A 22,905-nucleotide genomic window follows, 5' to 3' on the forward strand; every position below is an offset into this window, starting at 1 on the left:
AAGGTGTTAAATTACTTATTAATTTTAAAAACGCAATCTTTGTGAAAAGATTAACAATTGCGAGATTATGAATAAAATTGTAATACTTGGTGCCGGCACAGGCGGAACAATCATGGCAAATAGGCTCTATAAGTCTTTGTCCAAAAAAGATTGGGAGATAACCATTATCGATAACGATCCGATTCACTACTATCAACCCGGATTTCTTTTTATTCCCTTTGGAACATATAAAAAGGAAGACGTTGTAAAACCAAAGGCTGATTTTATTCCCAAAGGAGTTAAGTTTGTCTTAAATAAAATTGATAGGGTTGATCCAAAAACTAATAATATTTTCCTAGATAGCGGAAATGTAATTAGTTACGATTATCTTATTATTACCACAGGAACTCACATTAAACCCGATGAAACTCCTGGTTTAATGGATAGCCTTTGGAGGAAAAAAATATTTGATTTCTACACCTTGGAGGGATCTCTTGCTCTTCACGAGTTCTTCAAAACATGGCAAGGGGGAACACTCGTTTCAAGCATTGCTGAAATGCCATTCAAATGCCCTGTTGCACCGTTAGAGTTTGTCTTTCTTGCCGATGAGTATTTCACAAAACGAGGAATCAGAGATAAAGTAAAAATTATCTATACAACCCCTTTATCTGGAGCCTTTACAAAACCCAAGAGTACTCTTATACTTGGAGATCTCCTAAAAGAAAAAAATATTGAAGTAGTCACCGATTTCTATATTGAAAGAATTGATAATGATAGCCAAACAATTCACTCATTCGATGGCAGAGAGGTGAAATTTGATGTTCTATCATTTGTACCCGTTAATATGGGTTCAGATTATATTGCAAAAAGTGGTTTAGGGGATGATTTAAACTACATTCCAACGAATAAGTTTACTCTGCAAAGCGATCAATTCGAAAATATTTTTGTGCTTGGAGATACTTCTAATATTCCAACCTCTAAGGCCGGGGCTGTAGTTCATTTTGCATCAGAAATATTAACAGAGAATATGCTGTCAATATTTAGGGGCGAAGCACCAAAAGCACAATTTGATGGCCATGCCAATTGCTTTATTGAAACTGGCTTTGGAAAAGCGGCATTAATTGATTTTAATTACGATGTAGAACCTTTACGAGGGGCTTTCCCAATCCCAGTTTTTGGTCCAATGAAACTTCTGAAGCCTACAAGAATTAATCATTTTGGAAAGCTTGCATTTCGTTGGATTTACTGGAATATACTACTTAAAGGACGAGATCTTCCGGTTAGTACAAACATGTCGATGAAAGGAAAAATAGTTGACTAAAAATAATATATTTAAAACTTATTAATAAAACTCAATCGTTATGACAGAAAAAATATTTGCAGGGGTTAGCGTAACTGTTACTGATGAAGGTTACTTAACCGTTCCATCACAATGGACAAAAGAAATTGCTATTGAAATCGCAAAAGAAGAAGGTCTTACACTCACCGATAAGCATTTTGCAGTAATTGAATACTTAAGAGAGAGAGTTTTAAAAGGTGAAGCTCTTACTATTCGTTCGATTGGAAAATCGGGTGTTGTTGATACAAAAGGCTTTTATGAACTATTCCCTGGTGCACCATTAAAAAAAGCCACCAAAATTGCTGGAGTGGCAAAACCTGTAAGCTGCGTTTAATACTAACTCATTAAAAACAAAAAAGATGGCAAACTTAGATCATCCAATAAAAAAAGTAATGATTATTTGCGCTAAAGCAAATATCGAAGATGTATACGCTGCTTTGGTAATGGCAAATGGAGCAGTAATGGAGGGTATTGAAGCAAAAGTGTTCTTTACTTTCTTTGGCCTTGATGCGATAACTAAAAAGCAAATGAAGAAACTTCATACTGCCACGGTTGGAAATCCAGGAATGAGAATGCCAGGAGGGCTTCCCTTCCCTTCTATTCTCGGAATGCTTCCGGGTGTTGAGGCCGGTGTATCAGCAATGATGAAGAGCCAGATGGAAAAACTTGATATTCCACCTGTTGATGAATTTCTTGAACTAATTACAGCTGGCGGTGGCGAGATTTATGCTTGTAAACTTGCAGTTGAAATGTTCGGTTTAAAGAAGGAGGATTTCTGTGAGCATGTTAAAGATATTATTACCATCGGTCAGTTCTACGAATTGGCTGCTGGCGAGGGAACACAAATCATTTTTACTTAAAAATATTTCAAAAATGAAAGAGAGGAGCCCTTTGTGACTCCCCTCTTTTGTGTTTTTATTGTTTCATCATCTCATCTCTTTTGGCCTTATAGAGTGCGCCTTCTCTCCAGTTCGGGTATTTATCTGTCATACCCAACTTATACCCCAATTCAAAATAAACCATTATATCTTCTACCATTCCATCAAATTTCCAAATATTTGGCTCGTAGTTATCTGTTGGTTTATGATAATTGCCTGAAATCCATTTACTCATAGTATCAAACGACCACTGCTTGCCATGTTCAATATTATCAACACCAAATGACATGTTGATTGATGGGATACCTACCTTTGAAAAACTAAAATGATCGGAACGATAATAACCACCTCTTTCAGGTGATGGATCTGGTGCTGCGTATCGATTATGCTCTTTTAGAATCTCTATAGCATAATCATCTAATTCAGAAAAACCATAACCTGAAATAGTCATATCCTTTGTTTTACCAAAAATGTTTAAAGCATCCATATTAATCACCGCAATGGTTTTATTTAGAGGAAAGATTGGATTTTCTGCATAATACTCGCTCCCTAATAATCCTTGCTCCTCGCAGGTTATAGCCATAAAAACTATTGATCTTTTAGGTTTGACTTTAAGATTGCTAAAGTTTTCAGCCAGCTGTATTAATGCGGCAGTTCCCGTTGCATTATCAAGTGCACCATTAAGAATTGAATCTCCTTTCAGTTTTGAATTAATTCCAAAATGATCCCAATGACCTGTGTAAATGATATACTCATTAGCTAAATCGGTTCCCGGAATTAACGCTAACACGTTATTTGACCTTATGTACTCTACTTTATTCTTAAAATTAATTGAAGTACTTAACTTCATGTCAACGGATGTAAATCCTCGTGTTGATGCGGTTTTAAGTTGTTGATCATAATCTAATCCTGCAATTTTAAAAACTCTGTGGGCAGCTTCGTTTGTAAGCCAACCCTGAAGTTTAAGACCCGATTTTGTTACAGTATTATCGGCCAAGTAAAAACGAGTACCCGACCAACTGTTTTGTACTACTCCCCATGGGTAAGATGCTGCCTCTGTTTCATGTACAAGAATTATTCCTGCCGCACCTTGCCTTGCGGCTTCCTCGTACTTATAAATCCATCGTCCATAATAGGTCATGTTCTTACCTTTGAAAAGAGTACTATCTCGAAATCCGGGATCGTTAACAAGAGCAAGTACAACTTTCCCTTTTACATCAATATCTTTGTAATCGTTCCAATTAAACTCAGGAGCGTTAATACCATAGCCAACAAAAACTAGGTTTGATTTTGATATCTCTATGTTTTCAACCGGTTGAGGAGTGCCTCCAATAAAATCATCGGAGAAGTTTAGTATTAGGGTCTCTGCTCCCTTTGATAGTTGAAGTTTCGTGGTCTGATCCGAAGTAATTTTTAATAAAGGAACCTCCTGAAAATAGCTATTCCCATTACCTGGTTTAGCCCCAATCTGCTTAAATTGTTCCTCCAGATATTGAATTGTCTTCTTTTCTCCTATAGTTCCTGGAAATCGACCTTGAAACTCATCGGAGGCGAGCGTTGCAATCCTAGTTTTAAACTCCTCTAAATTGAAATTCTCAGAAGTAAAATCAACCTTTTGTTTGTTGCTATTGCAGGAAACAATAATTGTTAAAAAGATTAGTTTAAAAATGTTTAGTGGATTTTTCATCGGTTTAGTTTGAAAGTCTGGTTTGACTAAAATATCAATAAAATGATTTTCAAAAACATCATTACATCAACTAATTAGAATATCAACTCAGGTAAATGGTTTAATATCTTGATTTAAAAAGATATTTCCTCCACCTGTCGCTATTGAAGATTAAAAAATCTTTCTCTAAAATTTCTACCTTTGCTTTTTGTAAAAACATTTGAAAATGATAAATCGTAGAGTTCGTGTTCGCTTTGCCCCAAGTCCCACAGGGCCATTGCATATAGGAGGTGTTCGTACCGCTTTGTTCAACTATTTTTTTGCTAAAAAGCATGGCGGTGATTTTTTACTCAGAATAGAGGATACCGATTCGCAACGTTTTGTGCCTGGAGCAGAGGAATACATCAACGAATCGTTACGTTGGTGCGGAATTAAGATTGATGAGGGCGTTGTTGAAGGAGGCAAACACGCTCCCTATCGCCAAAGCGAGCGTAAAGCAATTTATAAGCAATATGCTGATCAGTTAGTGGCTTCGGGTAATGCTTACTTTGCTTTCGATTCCCCTACTACTCTTGAGGAGATGAGAAAGGCGGATGAAGCCAAGGGTGAAACTTTCACATATAACTATAAGGTAAGAAATCAATTACAAACTTCTCTTGTATTGACTAAGGAGGAGGTAAACAAAAGAATTGAGAATGGCGATCAGTGGGTTATCCGATTTAAAATGCCCGAAAATGTTGAGGTAGTAATGCATGATCTAATTCGAGGCGAGGTTACCGTAAATACCTCAACCCTTGATGACAAAGTTCTTTTTAAAAGTGCAGATATGCTCCCAACCTATCATCTGGCAAATGTTACCGATGATTATTTAATGGAGATATCACATGTGATTAGAGGCGAAGAGTGGTTACCATCGTTACCCTTACATGTTCTACTATACAAAGCACTTGGATGGACAGAAAGTATGCCCCTTTTTGCACATCTTCCTTTGCTTTTAAAACCAACAGGCAATGGCAAACTGAGCAAACGAGATGGCGATAAAATGGGATTCCCAGTATTTCCCCTATTCTGGAAATCACCAGAAGGTGAAACTTCGAGGGGTTATCGTGAGGATGGTTATTTCCCAGAAGCCTTTATCAACCTCCTTGCACTACTAGGTTGGAATTCTGGTACCGAACAGGAAATATTCAGCATGGATGAGCTTATTCAACTGTTCTCGCTCGAAAGGGTAAATAAATCAGGCGCACGATTCGACCCAGAAAAAGCAAAATGGTTCAACCATCAATATCTTGTACAAAAAAGTAATGCTGAATTAGCAACGCTATTCATGAATTACCTTAACGATAAGGGTGTTAAATCAGAATTTGCAAAGGTTGAGAAAATAGTGGGGTTAGTTAAGGAGCGTGTAAATTTTGTTCATGAGATTTGGGAACAATCGTTCTTTTTCTTCACTTCCCCTGCTTCATATGATGAAGTCACTGTTAAAAAAGCATGGAATGCCGAAACATCAGATTTAATGAAAAAAGTACTATCATTTCTACCAACGATAGAGCTCTTTAATGCTCACGAAATTGAAACTCAATTAAAGGATTATATTAATACAAATAACCTTGGAATGGGCAAAGTGATGAATGCCCTGAGATTGTGCCTTGTTGGTGCATCTAAGGGTCCAGGGGTGGCTGAAATTTGCGAGGTGATTGGAAAGGAAGAGGTGATTATGCGCATTAACAAAGCCATTACAACTATTCAAATCTAATTGTTAAATATTATTCGTTGGATATTATAGGATAATTGAGTTTTTGGAAAACTCCGCATAAACACAATGGAGAGGGTGTCTTAATTTTTTTAGACACCCTCTCCTTTTAATTTACACAAGGACTACTCCTTTTTCTCAGAGGTACAACACCTATTTTTCCATTCCTCTTTCATCTTCTCGCGTTCTTCAGGACTCATATGCCAACGATGCATCCCTTCGTGGAAATGACCGTGGTGACGGCAACATTTAAATCCTCCAAATAGAATTTTCGCAAGAACAAACAACCCAACTGCTTGCCAGAATGTAATAGTATGCCATCCAAATAGTACTGGAGTTAACCAATTCCATAATGACATCACAACAAATCCAAGAAGAAATCCTAAGGCTGCTATCCCAATCGGGATCAAGATTATTCTTAGTATCCAAAATCGTTTGCTTCTTTCGCTACCACAACACATCATAATTTCTAAGTTTTATTTGTTATTATTTGTAATACAATTTTTCAAGACGTTCTCGCAAATATGCAATTGCGTAACGCTTTCGCGATATGAGGGTTTTAGTATTATCACCGGTAATTTCAGCAATTTGTTGAAAGGTTAGACCCTCCAGCTCGTTCCAGATAAACACCTGACTTTGTTCTGGGGGTAATTCATCCAAAGCAGCGAATATTGCTTCCCTAACAGTTTTTTGTTCAAACTCACTCTCGGGGTTAACAATATCAGCAAGGATGGCCTCAGGATAAAACATTTCATTATCCTCATCTTCATAGGCGAGATCTTCCAATGATTGTGGTTTCTTTTTCCGTTGTTTATCCACAATTCTATTTCGGCTAACCCTGAAGAGCCATGCACTTAGCTGTTCAATAGGTTCAATGTCAACAATACTACTAAGCTGATACCAAACATCCTGCAGTATATCTTCTGCATCAGCATCATTCTTGACACGGCTTCGGATAAATTTGAATAGTTGTTTTCCGTAATTCTGCACAGCATTTATTATGTTCTGCTGTCGCTCTTGAGCCATTGATAATACAATTAAATCCTCCATATACTAGGGAAGACGAATATGGAAGGGAATTACTTTAAAGATATGAGGTTTTTTTTATTCAATATCACTATTTAATAGTTCCGTCAGTCAAACTATTGAAAATGAATGGGTTTTATAATAAAAAAGAAGGGAGGCAACATAAATGTGCCTCCCTCCACTTCTTAGTATTTAGAAAATGTAGTATTGTAATGCTGCCCTAAATCCAAAATCTACTGTTTTAATTGTTGATATTGGAGCATACATTCTATTGAAGTTATAATTTACATTTGCGTTAATTTGTAATCGCAATTTCTCTGAAAAATAGTAATTGCATGACCCTGCAATGTTTGGGGTAATTTCTATTCTATCATTCGTATCCACATTGAAATATTTAGTTAAAACAATACCACTTCCAAAATTAATTACTGTTCTTGTATTAGGAATATATGATAAAAAATAACTAGCCTGCCCACTAATTGATTGGTAATTGTTTATAGCTGAATATGAACCTACTGTATCATATTTAAAAATATTGAAAGAACCATTTAAAGAATAACCCTCTTGCCATTTAAGACCTTTAATCCATGATGAGCCAAAGCCCGCGTTGAAACCAATCCCATATCGGGTTAATTCATGCCTCTGTTTTGAGATTACTAAATCATTTAATGTGTATTTATAAAAATTATTATTGTAGGACAGTATTGGAGATACTCCAAAGAACCAACTTTTACCTGTTTGCCAACTCTGTGAGCGTGCGTAATTCCAGTTATCATTAATAATACCAAAATATAGACCATCCGTTTTAGTAGTTAGGCCTTTTGATACAAGAAACGAATCAACGGCAACATACTCTTGTATCCTTTTTGTTCGAGTGTCGATTACCCTTTTATTTAATGTTTTTGTAATGAAGTCTGCAAGTTCAAAGACTTCGTCCTCATTTGGAGATCGGGATAAACGCCCCTGTTTAACAAGATCATCGAGTATATAAATAGCTAACCGGGCATCCGTTACATTCTCATAACGGCCTCTACCAATCTGAATTGATAACATATTATTTGCAAAAAAGTAGTTGTTAAGGGTTTTAGAAACATCCGTGAAATTATCTTGCCTACTATGCGATTGTGAGGGCGACATATATGTTGAGAAGTTGATTGCAAAGAAATTTTTATCCGAAATATAAAATTTGTTATTTATTGATGCGCTTAGATAGAGCGAGTTACTAGAACTGGAATATGTGTTGATTGAAGAAACTTCACTTTTCCCATAATTATTATTAAAACCGAAACTAATGTTTTGATTTCCATAATATTTTCTGCTTTGACTGGTTGAAGAATATGAAATACCTCCATTAGAAGATAAATTATTCTGATTTGAATTGGTTGATGAATTTATATATCGACCTTCATTATTAAAATTTAAGTTAGTGCTCAATGATTTGTACCTAAAATCAGTGAGTTTATACTTATTCAAGTTAATATTATCAAATTGGGCTTTTGAGTTAAACCCTATTAATACTAGCATTCCCAACAATAGATAAATTAAGTGTTTCTTATTCATAGTTAAAATTTTAAGTGTTTAATATAATTTGCATTTTCATATTATCTGCTACAATTTCAGGCATTGGTCTAAAATTCTAATTGTTAATCATGCATGTTGACTCTTGGTTATCTTTATTTACTTCTTTTTATTCTACCCTTTCTGCTCTGGGTTTGTTTTTTGTGTGTAATATTCTACCTGTAATAATCGACGAAATAGAACAACTCAAAACTATTGTTGGAATAGTGTAACGAATCGTTTTGGGTTTTTGCGGTGCAGATCCTGATGAGTAGGGGAAAACGTTATTGTTCATCACATTTTTAGTAAAATTATACTGTGCTAACTTCATCTCGTATTCACTTTTCCTGTCAGCATTTATTATTGCATCTAAACTAAAAAGAACCGATGATGTAAATGTCCCTATAATTCCCCAAATGATCATCAATCTGGCATTCTGATAGTTTTTACCAGCAGGTGTTATTAACCATTTCTGGTTTGTAGATACCGGATCAATGATAAATCGTGTTTTGTAACTACGGTTATCTGTAATTACAAGTGAAACAGGGTTATTCCTTTCGAAATAATGGGTGCTTGGTGCATTACATAAAAAATCTAATTTAGTAAATGACCCGTGTTGAGAAGTAAAATGGTCACCAACAAAACCTGATGTATTGATCTCTCCCAAACAAATTTCCTTATACAAAGAAATTGGCCGATCAGACTGCGTTTGAAAAATAACTTTAACTCTTGTTGAATCCTGTCCATTTACGTTAACGCAAAAAGTTATCAGGGCAATGAAAATAATCAATTTAAATACTGTTGCCCGAGCAAATGTCTTTTTTTTGCTTGACTGATCGAACCTGTTGATTTGTCCAGAAACGATACGCTTTACAGAACTCGTTAACGTAGTTGTGGAAGCAAACTTACTTAGATCACTCATAGTTTTAGGGTTATAAGGGTTAGCTTATTCACTACAAATGAAGACTCATTTGGATGCACTTACAAATACTTTATCATGAACACGTCGATCAAATTCACAAATGAGCATTTTATCGCATTATCATTGTAACTACAATTTCTCAATCCCAAGGAGTATTGGTAATTCTTTATGTATAATTGCCTTAATTCGTCAATGTTTTTATACTTTTGATGATAAAAGCGGCATTCTCGATGAATTCATTTCTTCAATTAATATCATTTATATGTATTATTCTAGGCTTATCGGCTAAAGGCGTAATTGCACAAACACAATATTCAAACCCTGAAACTTTTAATATCATAAATGGATTACCTAACAACGAGGTAAGGTGTTTACTGAAAGACTCTAAGGGTTATATTTGGGTTGGTACATCATACGGATTAGCAAAATACGATGGTAATAAGTTTTCGGTTTTTAAGCATCAGCCAAATTCAAATAGCATCTCGGGTGATGTTATAACAGTCATCTTTGAAGATGATAAGAAAAACATTCTGGTCGGAACCAATGGGTTATCGATATTAGAGCGTAAGACCAGTAAATGGAAGAACTATCTGCATGATCCCAACAACAAGCTATCTATAAGCAACCCAGGAGTATCTTCAATAGCGCAGGAGAATGATAGTATATACTGGATTATCACCTATAATGGGGTAAATAAATTCAATATCAATACAGGTAGGTTTACCAATCTAAAATTTAATGTTAACTCAAGGATTCTTTCTTCGAAAATATTAGACTTTGTGCCCAATAGAAGTATCTCCTTCTTTATTTCTTTCACCGCCTATCAGTACGATTTAATAAATAATACATATAAAGCACTAACTATTAGCAATTTTGAGTTTAATAACGACATTGTATTTAATCGCAATATTATTGGTATTAAACGCTTAGGGTTAGATAAATATAAACTTGTCAGGTACGATCTTTCAACAAAAAAGGAATACTCACTTTTGGCAGTTAACGATGGTAATTGCTTACTATTTCATGATAATGAGACTCTTTATCTGGTATATAAAAACAAAATTTGCTCCTTTAATGCAACTTTTAAACTAACAAAAACCATATTCTTTCAGCCTCAAAAACTGAAATCGAAAATAGAGTATTATTGTGGACTAAAGGAAGAAAATGGGACTATTTGGATTGGAACAAGTACTGGCTTATTTAAAATTCCTCCAAGTTCACCCTTTCATATTCTTGACGGAAATAATGGGTTGACTAATGAGTACATAAGATCTTTGGCAATTGACAGCCGTAATAATTTATGGATTGGTGTTCGGCAGGGTGCTACATACCAAATTCCTAAAGCAGATACTCTTACAGCAAACAAAAGGAAAAGTGTCAATAGTTTCCTCTTCCCTACTATTAATGGTGAAGTGTATGCAACAAATCAAATTCTTGAGTTAAAAAACAAAGATTTTCTATTTGTAACTAACAAGGCTATTTACTACTATAGTGCACTTTTACAGAAATTCACAGATCAGTTTTACATCCCCAAAAATGGACAATATTTTTCAGCCCTTGAGATACCCGGTGGCATTCTAATTGGCTCGCTTGAAAAGCCAACCCTTTTCAAGGTAATTGTTGATTCGAATAGAATAAAACTGGACACATCGATTAAAATACAGAACATGCCTGATGTTGTTTACTCCCTTTATAAAGATACTGAAAACGAAGTGTGGCTGGGTGGAGAGGGGCTGTATAAACTCCATTTCAAGGGTAGTTCGAATAGTATTAACGTTGAAACCATTATTCCCTCAATCAATGAAACAAACTACACAAATAACTCTGTTTGGAATATTTTAGAAATTGACGATGCCCGATTAATAGTATGTACAACCACCAATGGTTTTTATATTTATAATAAACATCTAAATAAAATTGAACATTTCAATAAAAACAATGGTCTATCTACCGATTTTACCTGTGCTATACAAAAAGACCACAACAACAATTTATGGATGAGCACTAAAGAGGGCATCAGTTTTATTGATTCTAAAAACTATACAATTAAAAACTATACCGTTAAGAATGGCCCTTTTAATTGCGATTTCAATTTTAAAAGTTCTGCAAAAACCCGTAATAATTTCCTTCTTTTTGGCAGTAAACAAGGGATTGTTTATTTCAATCCCGATAGTATTAAATCCAATAGCACTAAATATCCACTTTTAATAAACGAATTTCGGGTATTTGATAATGTCGTTAGGCGAGAACTGAAGCATAAGGATACCATTATTCTAAATCACGATGAAAACTTTTTTTCATTTGAATTCTCGCTACTCGATTTTAGAAATCCAAAGGAAATTCATTATAAATACCAATTACTTAATTACAATAAGACTGAAAGAACTGTAAACAATGGTGTTAATTCGGCTAGCTACACAGATGTTCCTCCAGGAAAATATATCTTCCAACTAACAAGTAGTAATTCAACAGATATTGATTGTGAACAAAAGATTGAATTACTCTTGATTATACGACCAGCCTTTTATCAAACCCTACTATTCAAAATACTAACCGTTTTAATCGCCATTACGATTATTGGTTCAATAATTCTTGTTTTGATTCGAAGGCAGATGTTGCGAAGTAGGCTATATAAAATGGAACTTGATCTTTTGCGAGCGCAAATCAACCCTCACTTCATATTCAATACATTAACCTCAATACAGCAAAGCATTTTGATGAACAGTAAGGATATCGCATCTGATCATCTTTCAAAATTCTCGCGATTAATGAGAATGTGCCTAGATTATTCGCATTTGGAATATATCCCCCTTGAAAAAGCAATACATTTTTATAAAACATACGTATCTGTGGAATCTGTAAATCTTGATGAAGAAATCTCTTTCCAAATAACTGTTGATAAAACTATTGATTCCAAAAAAACATTGATATCTCCAATGCTTATTCAACCTTTTATTGAAAATGCAATCATTCATGGGCTTGCACCAAAACAAAAGGATATGCATTTAGAACTTACTATAAACAAAATGGGCGGATTGTTGATTTGTACTATTCAGGATAATGGCATTGGTAGGGTAAAGGCATCTGAAATTGCACAAAAGAAAGCAAATGGTCACCAATCGATGGGCATTGAACTCACTAAAAAAAGGATTCTACTACAGTTTCAGAAGAATTTGTTAATTAAAGATTCTATAGATATAACTGATAACTATGATGAAAATGGAAATCCAACAGGAACTACCGTGATGTTGAAGATTCTATATCGTTTATAATCGATAACTTATAATAATTAACCCGAGTTGCTAGTTGCACTCAACCCTACCAAGAAACCAACTCTTTCAATTTCCTTGATGTTTCTATATCAAATAAAATCAATTAAATAATAACATGAAAAATATTGATTTTCAAATTTTAGCAATTTTCGGATTTCAAAACGAGTTGCCATTTACTACTTTTGTTGTATTATGACAGATTACGAAAGAATAGCAAAGGCCATCGAATTTATTCATTCAAATTTTAAGGAACAACCTAATTTGGATGAAGTTGCAAGGCAGGTTTACTTAAGCCCTTTTCATTTTCAAAGGATGTTTAAAGAATGGGCTGGAGTAAGCCCTAAAAAGTTTCTGCAATTTTTAAGCGTTGAGTATGCCAAAAGACTACTTAGCAACGACATGTCGTTATTTGAAGTAAGTTACGAAACTGGTCTTAGCAGCACTAGCAGACTGCACGATTTGTTTATTACAATCGAAGGCATGTCGCCTGGAGTGTATAAAAACGGAGGCAAGGATCTGCAAATCAACTACAGTTGTGCTGAAACAATTTTTGGGGATGTTATTATTGCTTCAACCGATAAGGGAATTTGTCACCTGAATTTTTCAGACAACAAGCAAAATGAAATTGAAAGTCTTACAAAGCAATTCCCCAATGCTTCCCTTATTCAAAGAACGGATTTAATGCAACAAAATGCGCTCAAATTCTTTTCTAACGATTGGAGCGATTTGCAAAAAATTAAACTGCATTTAAAAGGTACCGACTTTCAAATTAAAGTGTGGCAATCGCTTCTGAAAATTCCATCAGGTAATGTATCTACCTATTCCAGGATTGCAGAAAACATTAATAACCGGCAAGCTGTTAGGGCCGTTGGAACAGCTATAGGCAGTAATCCTGTTGCTTATCTCATTCCCTGTCATAGGGTTATCAAATCATCTGGGCAAATTGGCGAATACCATTGGGGTTCAACACGAAAAAATGCGATACTGGGATGGGAAGCATCAAAAATAGCCGCTGAAGATTAAGACAGCAAGAAACGGATTGTGCACGGAAGTATAGCGGTCTATTTTTGCAGAAAAAAATAGATAGTTATGAGAAATTTCAGAATTGTTCCATTGACCCCGGAATTTGTTAGCAAGATTAAATCATCACAAAAGGATGATTTTGGACACGACATTGTAGAGCAAGTCGCATCGGGATATGGGCCATGCAGACTGTCCTTAAAACCTTTCGAAATAGGTGTGGATAAGCGATTACTTTTGAGTTACAGCCCTTTTGAAATAGACAATGCCTACAATCAGCCGGGACCGGTTTTTATTCATAAAAAAGATGTCGAACCTTATAGCGATATTTATCGATTTCCAAAGGAAATAAAAGATGACAAAGTGAATTTTCCTCTTTCACTGATCGGCTATAGTAAAGACCAACAAATGATATTTACGCAATTGGTGGGCGATGCTGATGTTGACGACCTGATAGCAGAAATATTCGATCATAATCCGGATGTGAAATACTTGCATGCACGTAACGCAGAACCCTGTTGCTTTATTTGTAAAATCGAAAGAATTTGAAACTGGGCTTTTGTATTTCGGGTTAAGATTGTTGCCTTCACAATGCAACGAAAAATGAATGAAAATCATCTATCACATGAAGTAAATTAGGTAAATGAACCCTTTAGTCACTATACTTGCTCTTATAATTGGCGGTTATATGCTCATTGATGGAATTTATGTTATTCTGAAAGGTAAATATATCGATCCGGAAAAATCAGGTCTCTGGGCAAATTTATTTAACAAACTCAACATAGATGTTTTTCAACTGGGGCCATTGTTCATTTGCATGGGATTGTTTTGGCTTATCTGGATATTTGCTCTGTGGGCAAATCAAATCTGGACATTCGGATTTGGACTTTTTGTTTCAGTACTAACGCTTTGGTACATATCAGTTGGAACATTGTTTTCAATTATTATTGTTTTACTCTTTGCAGCAAAACATAAATTAAGGATATAACAATTTTGCATTCTCTTTCTTCTTATTGCTAAGTTGAGAGAACATCATTATTCACGAAGTTATAGATAAACATATCGATAAAGAAGATGAAACCAAGGATTCAAACAATTGACGAAAAAAAAGTAGTTGGGATCAGACTATCAATGAGCTTAACAAACTACCAAGTAGGTAACCTCTGGAAAAATTTTATGCCAAGGAGAAATGAAATCACCGACAAACTAACGGACGATTTAATTTCAATGGCAATTTATAAACCGGAACATTTCACTGATTTTAAGCCAACGAACGAATTCGAAAAGTGGGCGGCTGTTGAAGTTTCAAGTTTTGACAAAGTACCGGATGAAATGGAGATTTTCGTTTTGCCAGGTGGACTTTATGCCGTTTTTGATTACAAAGGCTTAAATACAGATCATTCAATTTTTCAATACATTTTGGGAACATGGTTGCCAGACTCAGAATATACCTTAGACAACAGGCCTCATTTTGAAGTGTTAGGCAACAAATATAAAAATAACGACCCCAAATCGGAAGAAGAAATTTGGATACCAATCAAACGAAAATAATGTGTGAAAATAAATATGTAAAAAAGTATCCGCAATAATTTCTAATGAACCTGCGCAAATAGTAAAATGTAGCCAAATGGCTTGCTTTTATCCAATGCATGAATGAGATCTTCTTAGTTGCGCACAAAAGCCTGTTTGTTGTAAACTGTTAAGTAGAAATTGCTTCCGATTACAGAGATTTATATTAGTGGTCATTGCAGGGCGACACGCAGACAGCAAAACATTAATGAAATGACAAAATAACTTCTAATAAAAGCATTGACATTTTGCCTTACATTGGCATACGGACAAAATAAACAGACGACAACAAGAACGAACTAAAATCAAAAGACATCAGAAGAAATGGGAAATATTGAAACAGTAAAAAAAATGTATGAGCTTTTTGCTACCAAAGACAATAATGCAATAAGACAAATATTTGACGAAAACATAAAGTGGAACCAAATGAAAGGTTTCCCATGTGGCGGACAACATATTGGAGCGGCCGCAGTATTTGAAAAGGTTTTTGGTGGGTTCAGAAAAAATTGGACAAATTGGAAAGCAACAATTACACGTTATATTGACATCGGTGACGGAGTTTTTGTTATTGGTTTTTACGAAGGAACTTTTAACGCTACAGGAAAATATATGAAATCGGACTTTGCCTGTGAATACAAAGTAAATGACGGAAAAATAACAGAGTTCAATCAATATACAGACACATTTCTAATTGGACAAGCAATGGGACTGACCAAAGAATAAAACAGCGAACCGCTAACATCGGTTTTATGCAAATGGGGCTGAACTGCTAAATTCAACAGTTGTAATTCTAATCGACTTTTGTACTGAATTGAACATTTGAGTTCCTATTCCCTACCTGCCCAAAGCCGTTTAACGAAGGAGGAATATAACTCATTGACTTCTGCAAAAGTTAAATGAATGACGCTATAAAAAAAATACCAATATCATTGGACAAAGACCGACAAAAATGCATGGAATGTGGGATGAACGAATATCTTATCAAGCCTTTTATCAAGGAGAAATTTTATCAAACGCTTATAAATCTCAGAATCCACGTTGATTTAAAGCACACTCGGTCTTTTACTGGTAATATTAAAACTTTCGGATTCCGATAAGGTTTAAAAAATTGACTATGAAAAATTTTGTTATAAAATCAAGTCTTGTAATAGTATTTGGGACTTTATTAATCTTTATCTCATGCAGAAAAGAGGATGTAAAGCCGCTGCCACCTGAGGATCAGCTTGAAATGGAATATTTTGACTTAAGTAATAAAGAGATAAAGGCCTTTACACCAGGATTTTCAGTTGATGTAAATCACGATGGACGAAGGGATATCAAGTTTGGCACCTTACTGGTGGGCGATCCAATAGAGCAGGTTGACAACGTGCAATTTTTCATATCCACAGATATTGGTGTCTGCCTACCTGTTAACAACAATGAAAGTATCCCGGTCTTGAGTAAGGGTGATTCTATTTTACTGGATGATTTGAATGGATATCAGTGGTTTGAATTATCATCAATAGTATTGGTTCAAAAGGTCATTTCTTACAATAACCCTGACAGTTGGGATGGGTTATGGAAAGATGCCAATCATAAATTCATTCCGTTTCAGGTTAAAAATGCTGATAAAAGATATAATGGGTGGGTTGAAATCAGTGTGGATATTTCAAATGAAAAATTGATCCTGCATAAGGCAGCCATAAGCACAGCTGCTGATCAAATCGTATGTGCAGGGAAATAGGATGTAGTAAACAGATTCAAAAACAATTTAAACTCAAAACAGTATGCGACTATTAACAATAACTATTTTGGCATTTGCCCTTAGCTTGAACATGCAAGCTCAAATGCCCGATTCGCTCAAAACTAAGGTGGATGAAATTTTTACAGAATTTAATAATACAAACTCCCCCGGATGTGCCTTAGCTATTTTGCAGGACGGGAAAATGTTGTATGAAAAATATTATGGCATGTCGAACCTGGAGTATAATTTGGCTGTTAGTCCGGATTCCAAATTCCATGTTGCCTCTGTGTCAAAACAATTCACTGCTGCGGCTATCATAAAATTATCGTTAGAAGGGAAAATATCGCTTGATGATGACATCAGAAAATACATTCCCGAGGTTCCGGATTTTGGTTATAAAATTACATTCTATCATTTACTGCATCACACAAGTGGTTTAAGAGATCAATGGGAGATGATGACCCTTTCTGGCTGGCGAAGCAATGACTTGATCACTGAGACCGATATTTTGGATATGGTAAAACGCCAGAAGAGTTTAAATTTTAAACCGGGCGATGAATTTTTATATAGCAATACGGGATTCACTTTGCTGGCTGTTGCTGTAAAAAAGATCACAGGAGTTTCACTGAAAGATTATACTGATTCAGTTTTCTTCAAACCAATGGGAATGAACAATACACATTTTCAAAGCGATCATTCTGCCATAATCCCCAACCGGACATCGGCCTATGTGAAGGAGGAAAAAGGGAATTGGCGAATTGAAATTCCTGTTTTTGATAATTATGGTGCCACGGCATTGTTTACCACGGCAAGAGATTTGGCCAAATGGGACGAGGCATTTTATGGCGGTAAAATATTTTCGGACGATTTTGTTCAAGCGATGTATAAACCCGGAGTACTAAACGATGGCACAGAGCAAATTTATGCTTCTGGATTAATGCTCGAAAACTACAATGGTTATAATATTATCGAGCATGGTGGCGCTGATGCGGGCTACAGATGTTTTGTTTTGCGAATTCCGGAAAAGCACTTTTCAGCCATAATTCTTTCTAATAGTGGTAACTTTTCAGTAGATTATCATAGAATAATTGATCTGTTTCTTACAAATAAAAACGTTGAAAAACAAAGAAACCCTGAGGAACATTTTGCAATTGATAGCACCATTGTAAAAAATTGGGAAGGCGATTATTTTGATGAAACTTCCAGTTCAAAATTTAATCTGCATTTTGAAAAAAATGAATTAAAAATTGGTTGGTGGGGATTGAACCCTGTTAGCAATTACGATTTTAGTGCTGGACCAATGACAACCTTCAGTTTTAAAATTGATGGTAAAAATATCTTCATGACAAAAGCAGATATTGGCGCCCAAAAAACAGTGTATAAAAAGGTAAAAAAAGTTGAACCTGCTAAAGTTGACGGGAAACAATACATTGGCAATTTTTATTGCAGCGAGTTAGACGCTTTGTATCGGGTAACTGGTGATGGTAACAATATTTTCGTTCATATTCCACGAAACGATTCGCTAAGACTCACTCCCTATTTAAACGACGTTTTTGAAGGCGATTTTGAATGGATTGTTCGTTTTAAGAGAGATAATAAAAAGCAAATCAATGGCTTTTATCTATCCGCAAGAATGGTAAGGAGCTTATTTTTTGAGAAGAAAGAATTGTAACCGCTTTACCTGAAACTAACTATTGTATTAAAAGAAAAGTTGCATACAACATCCACTAAAATCGATTGGGGCTGATTGTTATAAAAGTTTATTTTTAGTGATTTTGGCATTATTTTATAGTGGAATGATGGTGCTGTCCGAACCTTGCAACGTATTTTAACAGTAAGCAATACTAGTTACTGATATCTTGATATTTATTTGATATTCGCATTGATACAAATTTCACCATTTAAAATTATATTCAAAAAATAAATAATGTGGGTTTGATCTATGAATGCTTATTATATCATTATTTATTAATGCTTTATTGCTAATATTATGTTTTTGAAAGACAGGAATAATGAAGTATTTGGGTTACTTCAAACTTTTTTCTTCCAATGTTGCATTTCCCAAAATAGAATAACGTACTGATAATATAGCATTCAAATTATTTCTTGCGCTGAACAAACGTTAAACACTGTAAATCACCAAACTAGCAACTCTCAGCCAGTAACTACTACAATACCAAATATTTTAATATTTCATCCTTTTTGCTATCCCCTACTTTAATAACCAACCCATTGGTCATACATAAATATCCGCCACGTCCTCTCTGATATTTCTTAACGTGCTTTAAATTTATTAGGTAGGATTTATGAACCCGAACAAAGAGGCGATTCTTTAACATTTCCTCGTAAATAGATAATCTTTTTGAAGAAACAACCTTTGATCCATTAACCAAATGAAACACCGAATAGCTGGAATCGGCGGAAATACAAACAATCTCATCTATCTTAATAAATATTAGGCCTTCTGTGGTAGATATAAAAACTCTATCATCAAGTTTATCGGTTTGGATAATTTGCGGATTTTGTGGTAATCTTTTTAATTCTATTTGTTTTCTGGCTTTATTAACAGCATTCTTTAACTCCTCAATATCGTAAGGTTTTAAAATATAGTCAATTGCAGAGTTTTTTATGGCCTGTAAGGTATATTCACTATATGCAGTAGTAATAATAATTTCGTACTCTTCTGCATTCGTTTTCTTTAGTACATCAAACCCACTTTCTTCTTGTAAATTGATATCAAGAAAAACTAAAGATGGTCTCTCCTGAAAAATAAAATTTACAGCCTCGTCCAGATTATTAGCAATTCCAATGAACTCTAAATCGTTAAATAAATTCGAAATATAACTTTTCAGTAATTCTGCTGATTTCTTGTTATCTTCAACTATTAGCGTCTTAATCATGAATTCTTAGGTAAAACAAAAATACTAAGCCCTTTCAATTTGATAAGATTTGTAGTCAAAGATAATTTTTTAATGACTTTTTTATGCCGAGGGGGTAATTTTATATTAATGATTAAGTAATCATCCTTCTTTTTATGATTGAACCCTAACCAAGTATTTTTACATCAATAGGAGAGAAATTTCAATTACTTTTTTGCGATAGCGGTTAATTTAAATATTGATTGGAGTTTTTAACCAATATTTCTTCAAATTCAAGAAGCCTTAATTTAATGGGCTTTACATATTCATAACTGTCAATCTCGTGGTTGAATTTTAATGGATAACCAAAAGTTCCAATAATTTGTAAAAGTTCACAAACAGCACTCTCGCTGAGGCCTAACTTTTCGGCTAATGCTTGGGTATTTCCTGTACATTTGTTCTGAACAAAGTTATCAAGCATTCCTAAATGATTAATTAATTGTTCTATTTCCATTTCTTTAGGATTTATGTCATTGAGAGATATCCCCTCACTTAAATATTCCAAAATTACCTATTGGTGACATTTTTTTCAACTTTTTTGAAAAAAAACAATATCTATCATATTAGTTTACAGCCAATAAAAATAATGAAATAATTGTTAAGAATTTTATAATTCAACTTTTTTTTTCCTTGAAAAAGCAAAAAATGTCAGGAATCATATTTTATATCTAGCCACAAACTCAATCACATTATTATACTGACCCCGATCCCATCGGTAAGTTATATTCCCTTTGTGAGGTCGAACAGGAAACATGGAGTAGCTATACATAATATTAAATGCCCAATGCTTGCTTTGGTTGTACTCAAAACCAAATCTCCAAGCAAGTTCAAATTTGTGAAATTTTTGGATATCCTCTTGTGGAAAAGGACCAAACTCATTCATCTCTTGAGCCTTACCAAGATACCCTGTAGAGATACCTGCTAATGCATTAAACCCATTACCAAATCGATAACCAACAATTATTGGTATCTCAAGGTAATTCAATCTCATGCGATAATGCCCAATGGTAACACCATCCTGAATGGTTTTGGCAAAACTGCCCTTTTGAATGTACCTCAATTCCATTCTGGTATAGAGAACATGATTTAATCTACGACCGACCCAGATACCTGCAATTGGTCCCGCCTTATTGTATCCGCCATTCCCATCACCATCCACCTGAGTTGCGGCTAAACCACAAACAAATCCGGCATCAAATTGCTGCGCTGTTGAATGAGTGGAAATTCCAATAATCAATAGTGTATATATAATAACAATTCTCATGGATGTTGCTTTTAAGTGCCTAGAATACTTAGAGTTTATTGATAAATATTAATTTCCTCTAACTTCTTTTAAAATCAATTTGAGCATTTTCTCAACACCAACCGAAGCATTCTCTTTAATATAGTGAATCGTTTGCCGGCTTTGAACGGTCACGTCATTAGGATCAATCAGATAAACAGGAGTGTTTTTGGATACGTATCCTAGTAACCCTGCGGCTGGGTATACATTAAGAGATGTACCAACTATGGCAAAAATCTCTGCTTGCCGGGTTATCTGCATAGCATCTACCATTGCAGGAACAGGTTCACCAAACCAAACTATATGAGGACGAAGCTGCGAACCTTTTTCGCATTTATCGCCTAATTTTAAATCGGTATAGCCAATATCATGAACAATTGATGAATCTAACGTTGACTCAACCTTGGTTAACTCCCCATGTAGGTGGAGGATCTTGGTGCTTCCTGCCCTTTCATGAAGATTATCAACATTTTGGGTAATGATGTGAACATCAAAATACTTTTCTGCTTCAGCCAAGGCAATATGACCTCTATTGGGCATCGCATTCTTAAGCTGTTTGCGCCTATCATTGTAAAAATTTAAAACTAAGTCGGGATTTTGCACCCATCCATCGTAGCTGGCGACTTCCATTATATCGTATTCCTCCCATAATCCTCCCATATCACGAAATGTACGAATACCGCTCTCTGCGCTAATTCCAGCTCCAGTAAGCACTACTAATTTAATTCTGTTCATCGCTCTTTAGGTTTTTCTTTGCATAAAAAGGAATAGTAAAGTAAAATGGATTCATTAACCTCTTTATAAAAATCAGTGGCCTCATTATCATCAAAACCTAAACGCCGCCATTTAGCTTCTAGTTTTTCCCCTTTGGCAATTATATCTTTTTCGAATTGTACATTTTGTTGCATAATCCCCGTATTGCTATTATTTCCAAGCACTTCAAGGTAAATGTAATTCTCTCCCTCGGTACCTTTATTGAATGGGAAACAATCCTTTTTTATGAGAAGTGTAAAGGTACAAAGTAACGCTTTCTTAGTCCTAGGTGCTGTTAGAATTCCAGGGATAGTCTCACCAGCACTAACCCAAAGGGGGATTGAAATTGATGTGGGTTGAAATCCAAGTTTTACCCAAGTGGTTACAAGCGAAGGAGTTTCTCCTGCTTTTACACCATGAACAACAATTGTTGATGAGGAAGAATATCTAACTATATAATCCCTAAACGGATACATTCGATTCTGAAAATCCTCCTTCTTTTTAAAAACATTTGAAAGATCTGTCTTTGTTAACTCGTGCCGAAGAGAAAGTGTTGCTTTTGAAAGAAAAAATTCTGGTGTTATTTTTTTTGCTTTATATGCTTCATTAATAATCACACTTGCTGTATTGTATCTATTGTAACCGGCACCTTCATTCTCTCTACCAGAAAAGGAATAATTTGTTCTAATCAAATATCCATCTGGTGCTACCTTGGAATCGTTAACATCAAAGATTTTATACTTAAAATTATCGGTCTCGAAGTAAGCAGCACCTCCCTGAGCATCAATTAACCCAAAGTTTGCCTCTACACCGAGGGGTTTGGGTAAAGAGTCAAGTAATCTTTTAAAATCATCAATAGTGGCACAGGTGGCTAAAGCCAACTTCATTACCATTCCCTCCTGATCTTGTAATGTTGTATGATCATCCTTAGGTTTTAGGTTATATGAAGCAGAATTCATTATAGAAAATCCAGCGCTATTTGTTCCAGCCCAAACCTGATATAGTGAATCATTGGAGTTTACCAATCCTATATATTCATACTTCCCCCCCTTAATGAACATCATTTTATTGTTGAATTCATCCGTATCACGATGTTTCCAAAGTATAGGACGACCATCGGGTGTGGCTTTACCGCTGATTATTGCTGTGGTACAGCAAATGGAATTAAATGAAACAAGTATTGCTAGAGATGTAATTAGTAGAATTTTCTTCATAGCACTATATGCTTAAATGGAGTTTAGGGTAAAT

22 protein-coding genes are annotated in these 22,905 nt (G+C 34.9%); 12 read left to right on the forward strand and 10 right to left on the reverse strand.

From position 1 onward, the window contains the following. The first annotated feature begins 67 nt into the window (after positions 1-67). Genes HOO91_05755 through HOO91_05765 form a run of 3 tightly spaced genes read left to right on the forward strand, consistent with a single transcriptional unit; the run spans position 68 to position 2,178 of the window. The gene (locus HOO91_05755) at positions 68-1,300 is read left to right on the forward strand and encodes an NAD(P)/FAD-dependent oxidoreductase (protein ID NOU17045.1); all 1,233 of its coding nucleotides are present in this window, start codon (positions 68-70) and stop codon (positions 1,298-1,300) included. A gap of 40 nt (positions 1,301-1,340) precedes the next feature. After that, positions 1,341-1,652, forward strand: a complete 312-nt coding sequence (locus HOO91_05760) for a TusE/DsrC/DsvC family sulfur relay protein (GenBank protein NOU17046.1) — start codon at positions 1,341-1,343, stop codon at positions 1,650-1,652. 25 nt (positions 1,653-1,677) lie between these two features. Beyond that, the gene (locus HOO91_05765) at positions 1,678-2,178 is read left to right on the forward strand and encodes a hypothetical protein (GenBank protein ID NOU17047.1); all 501 of its coding nucleotides are present in this window, start codon (positions 1,678-1,680) and stop codon (positions 2,176-2,178) included. Positions 2,179-2,233: 55 nt separating this feature from the next. Here HOO91_05765 and HOO91_05770 read toward each other — a convergent pair whose 3' ends face one another. Then, entirely contained in the window at positions 2,234-3,883 is a 1,650-nt protein-coding gene (locus HOO91_05770; protein NOU17048.1) for a M28 family peptidase, read from the reverse strand. Positions 3,884-4,088: 205 nt separating this feature from the next. Here HOO91_05770 and HOO91_05775 point away from each other — a divergent pair, with 205 nt between their 5' ends. Then, on the forward strand, positions 4,089-5,618 hold the full coding sequence (locus HOO91_05775) for a glutamate--tRNA ligase (GenBank protein NOU17049.1): 1,530 nt from the start codon (positions 4,089-4,091) through the stop codon (positions 5,616-5,618). A 122-nt stretch (positions 5,619-5,740) separates the two neighbouring features. On the opposite strand, the gene HOO91_05780 is transcribed toward HOO91_05775, so the two are convergent. From HOO91_05780 to HOO91_05795, 4 genes are all read right to left on the reverse strand, one after another. After that, complete coding sequence (locus HOO91_05780; protein NOU17050.1) at positions 5,741-6,076, reverse strand: hypothetical protein; 336 nt, start codon at positions 6,074-6,076, stop codon at positions 5,741-5,743. Between the two features lie 25 nt (positions 6,077-6,101). Next, positions 6,102-6,641, reverse strand: a complete 540-nt coding sequence (locus HOO91_05785) for a sigma-70 family RNA polymerase sigma factor (GenBank protein NOU17051.1) — start codon at positions 6,639-6,641, stop codon at positions 6,102-6,104. A 192-nt stretch (positions 6,642-6,833) separates the two neighbouring features. Next, positions 6,834-8,201, reverse strand: coding sequence for a hypothetical protein (locus HOO91_05790; GenBank protein NOU17052.1), 1,368 nt, complete (start codon positions 8,199-8,201; stop codon positions 6,834-6,836). 127 nt (positions 8,202-8,328) lie between these two features. After that, a complete protein-coding gene (locus HOO91_05795; GenBank protein ID NOU17053.1) occupies positions 8,329-9,120 on the reverse strand; it encodes a hypothetical protein in 792 nt (263 codons plus the stop codon). A 230-nt stretch (positions 9,121-9,350) separates the two neighbouring features. On the opposite strand from HOO91_05795, the gene HOO91_05800 reads away from it, so the two are divergent. The 8 genes from HOO91_05800 (at position 9,351) to HOO91_05835 (ending at position 18,376) form a co-directional block, all read left to right on the forward strand. Continuing rightward, complete coding sequence (locus tag HOO91_05800; protein ID NOU17054.1) at positions 9,351-12,392, forward strand: histidine kinase; 3,042 nt, start codon at positions 9,351-9,353, stop codon at positions 12,390-12,392. Positions 12,393-12,584: 192 nt separating this feature from the next. Then, positions 12,585-13,415: a methylated-DNA--[protein]-cysteine S-methyltransferase gene (locus HOO91_05805; protein ID NOU17055.1), complete on the forward strand. Its 831-nt coding sequence runs from the start codon at positions 12,585-12,587 to the stop codon at positions 13,413-13,415. A gap of 66 nt (positions 13,416-13,481) precedes the next feature. After that, the gene (locus HOO91_05810; GenBank protein ID NOU17056.1) at positions 13,482-13,961 is read left to right on the forward strand and encodes a DUF1203 domain-containing protein; all 480 of its coding nucleotides are present in this window, start codon (positions 13,482-13,484) and stop codon (positions 13,959-13,961) included. 94 nt (positions 13,962-14,055) lie between these two features. After that, positions 14,056-14,400, forward strand: a complete 345-nt coding sequence (locus HOO91_05815) for a hypothetical protein (protein ID NOU17057.1) — start codon at positions 14,056-14,058, stop codon at positions 14,398-14,400. A gap of 77 nt (positions 14,401-14,477) precedes the next feature. After that, positions 14,478-14,963, forward strand: coding sequence for a GyrI-like domain-containing protein (locus HOO91_05820; GenBank protein NOU17058.1), 486 nt, complete (start codon positions 14,478-14,480; stop codon positions 14,961-14,963). A gap of 342 nt (positions 14,964-15,305) precedes the next feature. Continuing rightward, entirely contained in the window at positions 15,306-15,704 is a 399-nt protein-coding gene (locus HOO91_05825; protein NOU17059.1) for a SnoaL-like domain-containing protein, read from the forward strand. Positions 15,705-16,095: 391 nt separating this feature from the next. Continuing rightward, the gene (locus tag HOO91_05830; protein NOU17060.1) at positions 16,096-16,704 is read left to right on the forward strand and encodes a hypothetical protein; all 609 of its coding nucleotides are present in this window, start codon (positions 16,096-16,098) and stop codon (positions 16,702-16,704) included. A 43-nt stretch (positions 16,705-16,747) separates the two neighbouring features. Continuing rightward, a complete protein-coding gene (locus tag HOO91_05835) occupies positions 16,748-18,376 on the forward strand; it encodes a beta-lactamase family protein (protein ID NOU17061.1) in 1,629 nt (542 codons plus the stop codon). A 496-nt stretch (positions 18,377-18,872) separates the two neighbouring features. Here the strand turns inward: HOO91_05835 and HOO91_05840 are convergent, their stop codons facing one another. From HOO91_05840 to HOO91_05860, 5 genes are all read right to left on the reverse strand, one after another. Continuing rightward, positions 18,873-19,604 carry a response regulator transcription factor gene (locus HOO91_05840; GenBank protein ID NOU17062.1) on the reverse strand — a complete coding sequence of 244 codons (732 nt, stop codon included), beginning with the start codon at positions 19,602-19,604 and terminating at the stop codon, positions 18,873-18,875. A gap of 205 nt (positions 19,605-19,809) precedes the next feature. Beyond that, positions 19,810-20,076 (reverse strand): hypothetical protein, encoded by a 267-nt coding sequence (locus tag HOO91_05845; GenBank protein ID NOU17063.1) that lies wholly within the window; start codon positions 20,074-20,076, stop codon positions 19,810-19,812. 201 nt (positions 20,077-20,277) lie between these two features. Continuing rightward, on the reverse strand, positions 20,278-20,886 hold the full coding sequence (locus HOO91_05850; protein ID NOU17064.1) for a porin family protein: 609 nt from the start codon (positions 20,884-20,886) through the stop codon (positions 20,278-20,280). Between the two features lie 48 nt (positions 20,887-20,934). Further along, positions 20,935-21,639, reverse strand: coding sequence for an NAD-dependent deacylase (locus tag HOO91_05855; protein ID NOU17065.1), 705 nt, complete (start codon positions 21,637-21,639; stop codon positions 20,935-20,937). Then, a complete protein-coding gene (locus tag HOO91_05860) occupies positions 21,636-22,871 on the reverse strand; it encodes a hypothetical protein (protein ID NOU17066.1) in 1,236 nt (411 codons plus the stop codon). Before HOO91_05860 ends, HOO91_05855 begins: the two co-directional genes overlap by 4 nt. Between the last annotated feature and the right edge of the window lie 34 nt (positions 22,872-22,905).

This window comes from Bacteroidales bacterium (assembly GCA_013141385.1).
Taxonomy (GTDB): Bacteria; Bacteroidota; Bacteroidia; order Bacteroidales; family Tenuifilaceae; genus UBA8529.

Bases quoted from the DNA above. Each gene is read 5' to 3' on its own strand.
- HOO91_05755 (NOU17045.1), top strand. From the start codon at position 68: ATGAATAAAATTGTAATACTTGGTGCCGGCACAGGCGGAACAATCATG.
- HOO91_05760 (NOU17046.1), top strand. From the start codon at position 1,341: ATGACAGAAAAAATATTTGCAGGGGTTAGCGTAACTGTTACTGATGAA.
- HOO91_05765 (NOU17047.1), top strand. From the start codon at position 1,678: ATGGCAAACTTAGATCATCCAATAAAAAAAGTAATGATTATTTGCGCT.
- HOO91_05770 (NOU17048.1), bottom strand. From the start codon at position 3,883: ATGAAAAATCCACTAAACATTTTTAAACTAATCTTTTTAACAATTATT.
- HOO91_05775 (NOU17049.1), top strand. From the start codon at position 4,089: ATGATAAATCGTAGAGTTCGTGTTCGCTTTGCCCCAAGTCCCACAGGG.
- HOO91_05780 (NOU17050.1), bottom strand. From the start codon at position 6,076: ATGTGTTGTGGTAGCGAAAGAAGCAAACGATTTTGGATACTAAGAATA.
- HOO91_05785 (NOU17051.1), bottom strand. From the start codon at position 6,641: ATGGCTCAAGAGCGACAGCAGAACATAATAAATGCTGTGCAGAATTAC.
- HOO91_05790 (NOU17052.1), bottom strand. From the start codon at position 8,201: ATGAATAAGAAACACTTAATTTATCTATTGTTGGGAATGCTAGTATTA.
- HOO91_05795 (NOU17053.1), bottom strand. From the start codon at position 9,120: ATGAGTGATCTAAGTAAGTTTGCTTCCACAACTACGTTAACGAGTTCT.
- HOO91_05800 (NOU17054.1), top strand. From the start codon at position 9,351: ATGAATTCATTTCTTCAATTAATATCATTTATATGTATTATTCTAGGC.
- HOO91_05805 (NOU17055.1), top strand. From the start codon at position 12,585: ATGACAGATTACGAAAGAATAGCAAAGGCCATCGAATTTATTCATTCA.
- HOO91_05810 (NOU17056.1), top strand. From the start codon at position 13,482: ATGAGAAATTTCAGAATTGTTCCATTGACCCCGGAATTTGTTAGCAAG.
- HOO91_05815 (NOU17057.1), top strand. From the start codon at position 14,056: ATGAACCCTTTAGTCACTATACTTGCTCTTATAATTGGCGGTTATATG.
- HOO91_05825 (NOU17059.1), top strand. From the start codon at position 15,306: ATGGGAAATATTGAAACAGTAAAAAAAATGTATGAGCTTTTTGCTACC.
- HOO91_05830 (NOU17060.1), top strand. From the start codon at position 16,096: ATGAAAAATTTTGTTATAAAATCAAGTCTTGTAATAGTATTTGGGACT.
- HOO91_05835 (NOU17061.1), top strand. From the start codon at position 16,748: ATGCGACTATTAACAATAACTATTTTGGCATTTGCCCTTAGCTTGAAC.
- HOO91_05840 (NOU17062.1), bottom strand. From the start codon at position 19,604: ATGATTAAGACGCTAATAGTTGAAGATAACAAGAAATCAGCAGAATTA.
- HOO91_05845 (NOU17063.1), bottom strand. From the start codon at position 20,076: ATGGAAATAGAACAATTAATTAATCATTTAGGAATGCTTGATAACTTT.
- HOO91_05850 (NOU17064.1), bottom strand. From the start codon at position 20,886: ATGAGAATTGTTATTATATATACACTATTGATTATTGGAATTTCCACT.
- HOO91_05855 (NOU17065.1), bottom strand. From the start codon at position 21,639: ATGAACAGAATTAAATTAGTAGTGCTTACTGGAGCTGGAATTAGCGCA.
- HOO91_05860 (NOU17066.1), bottom strand. From the start codon at position 22,871: ATGAAGAAAATTCTACTAATTACATCTCTAGCAATACTTGTTTCATTT.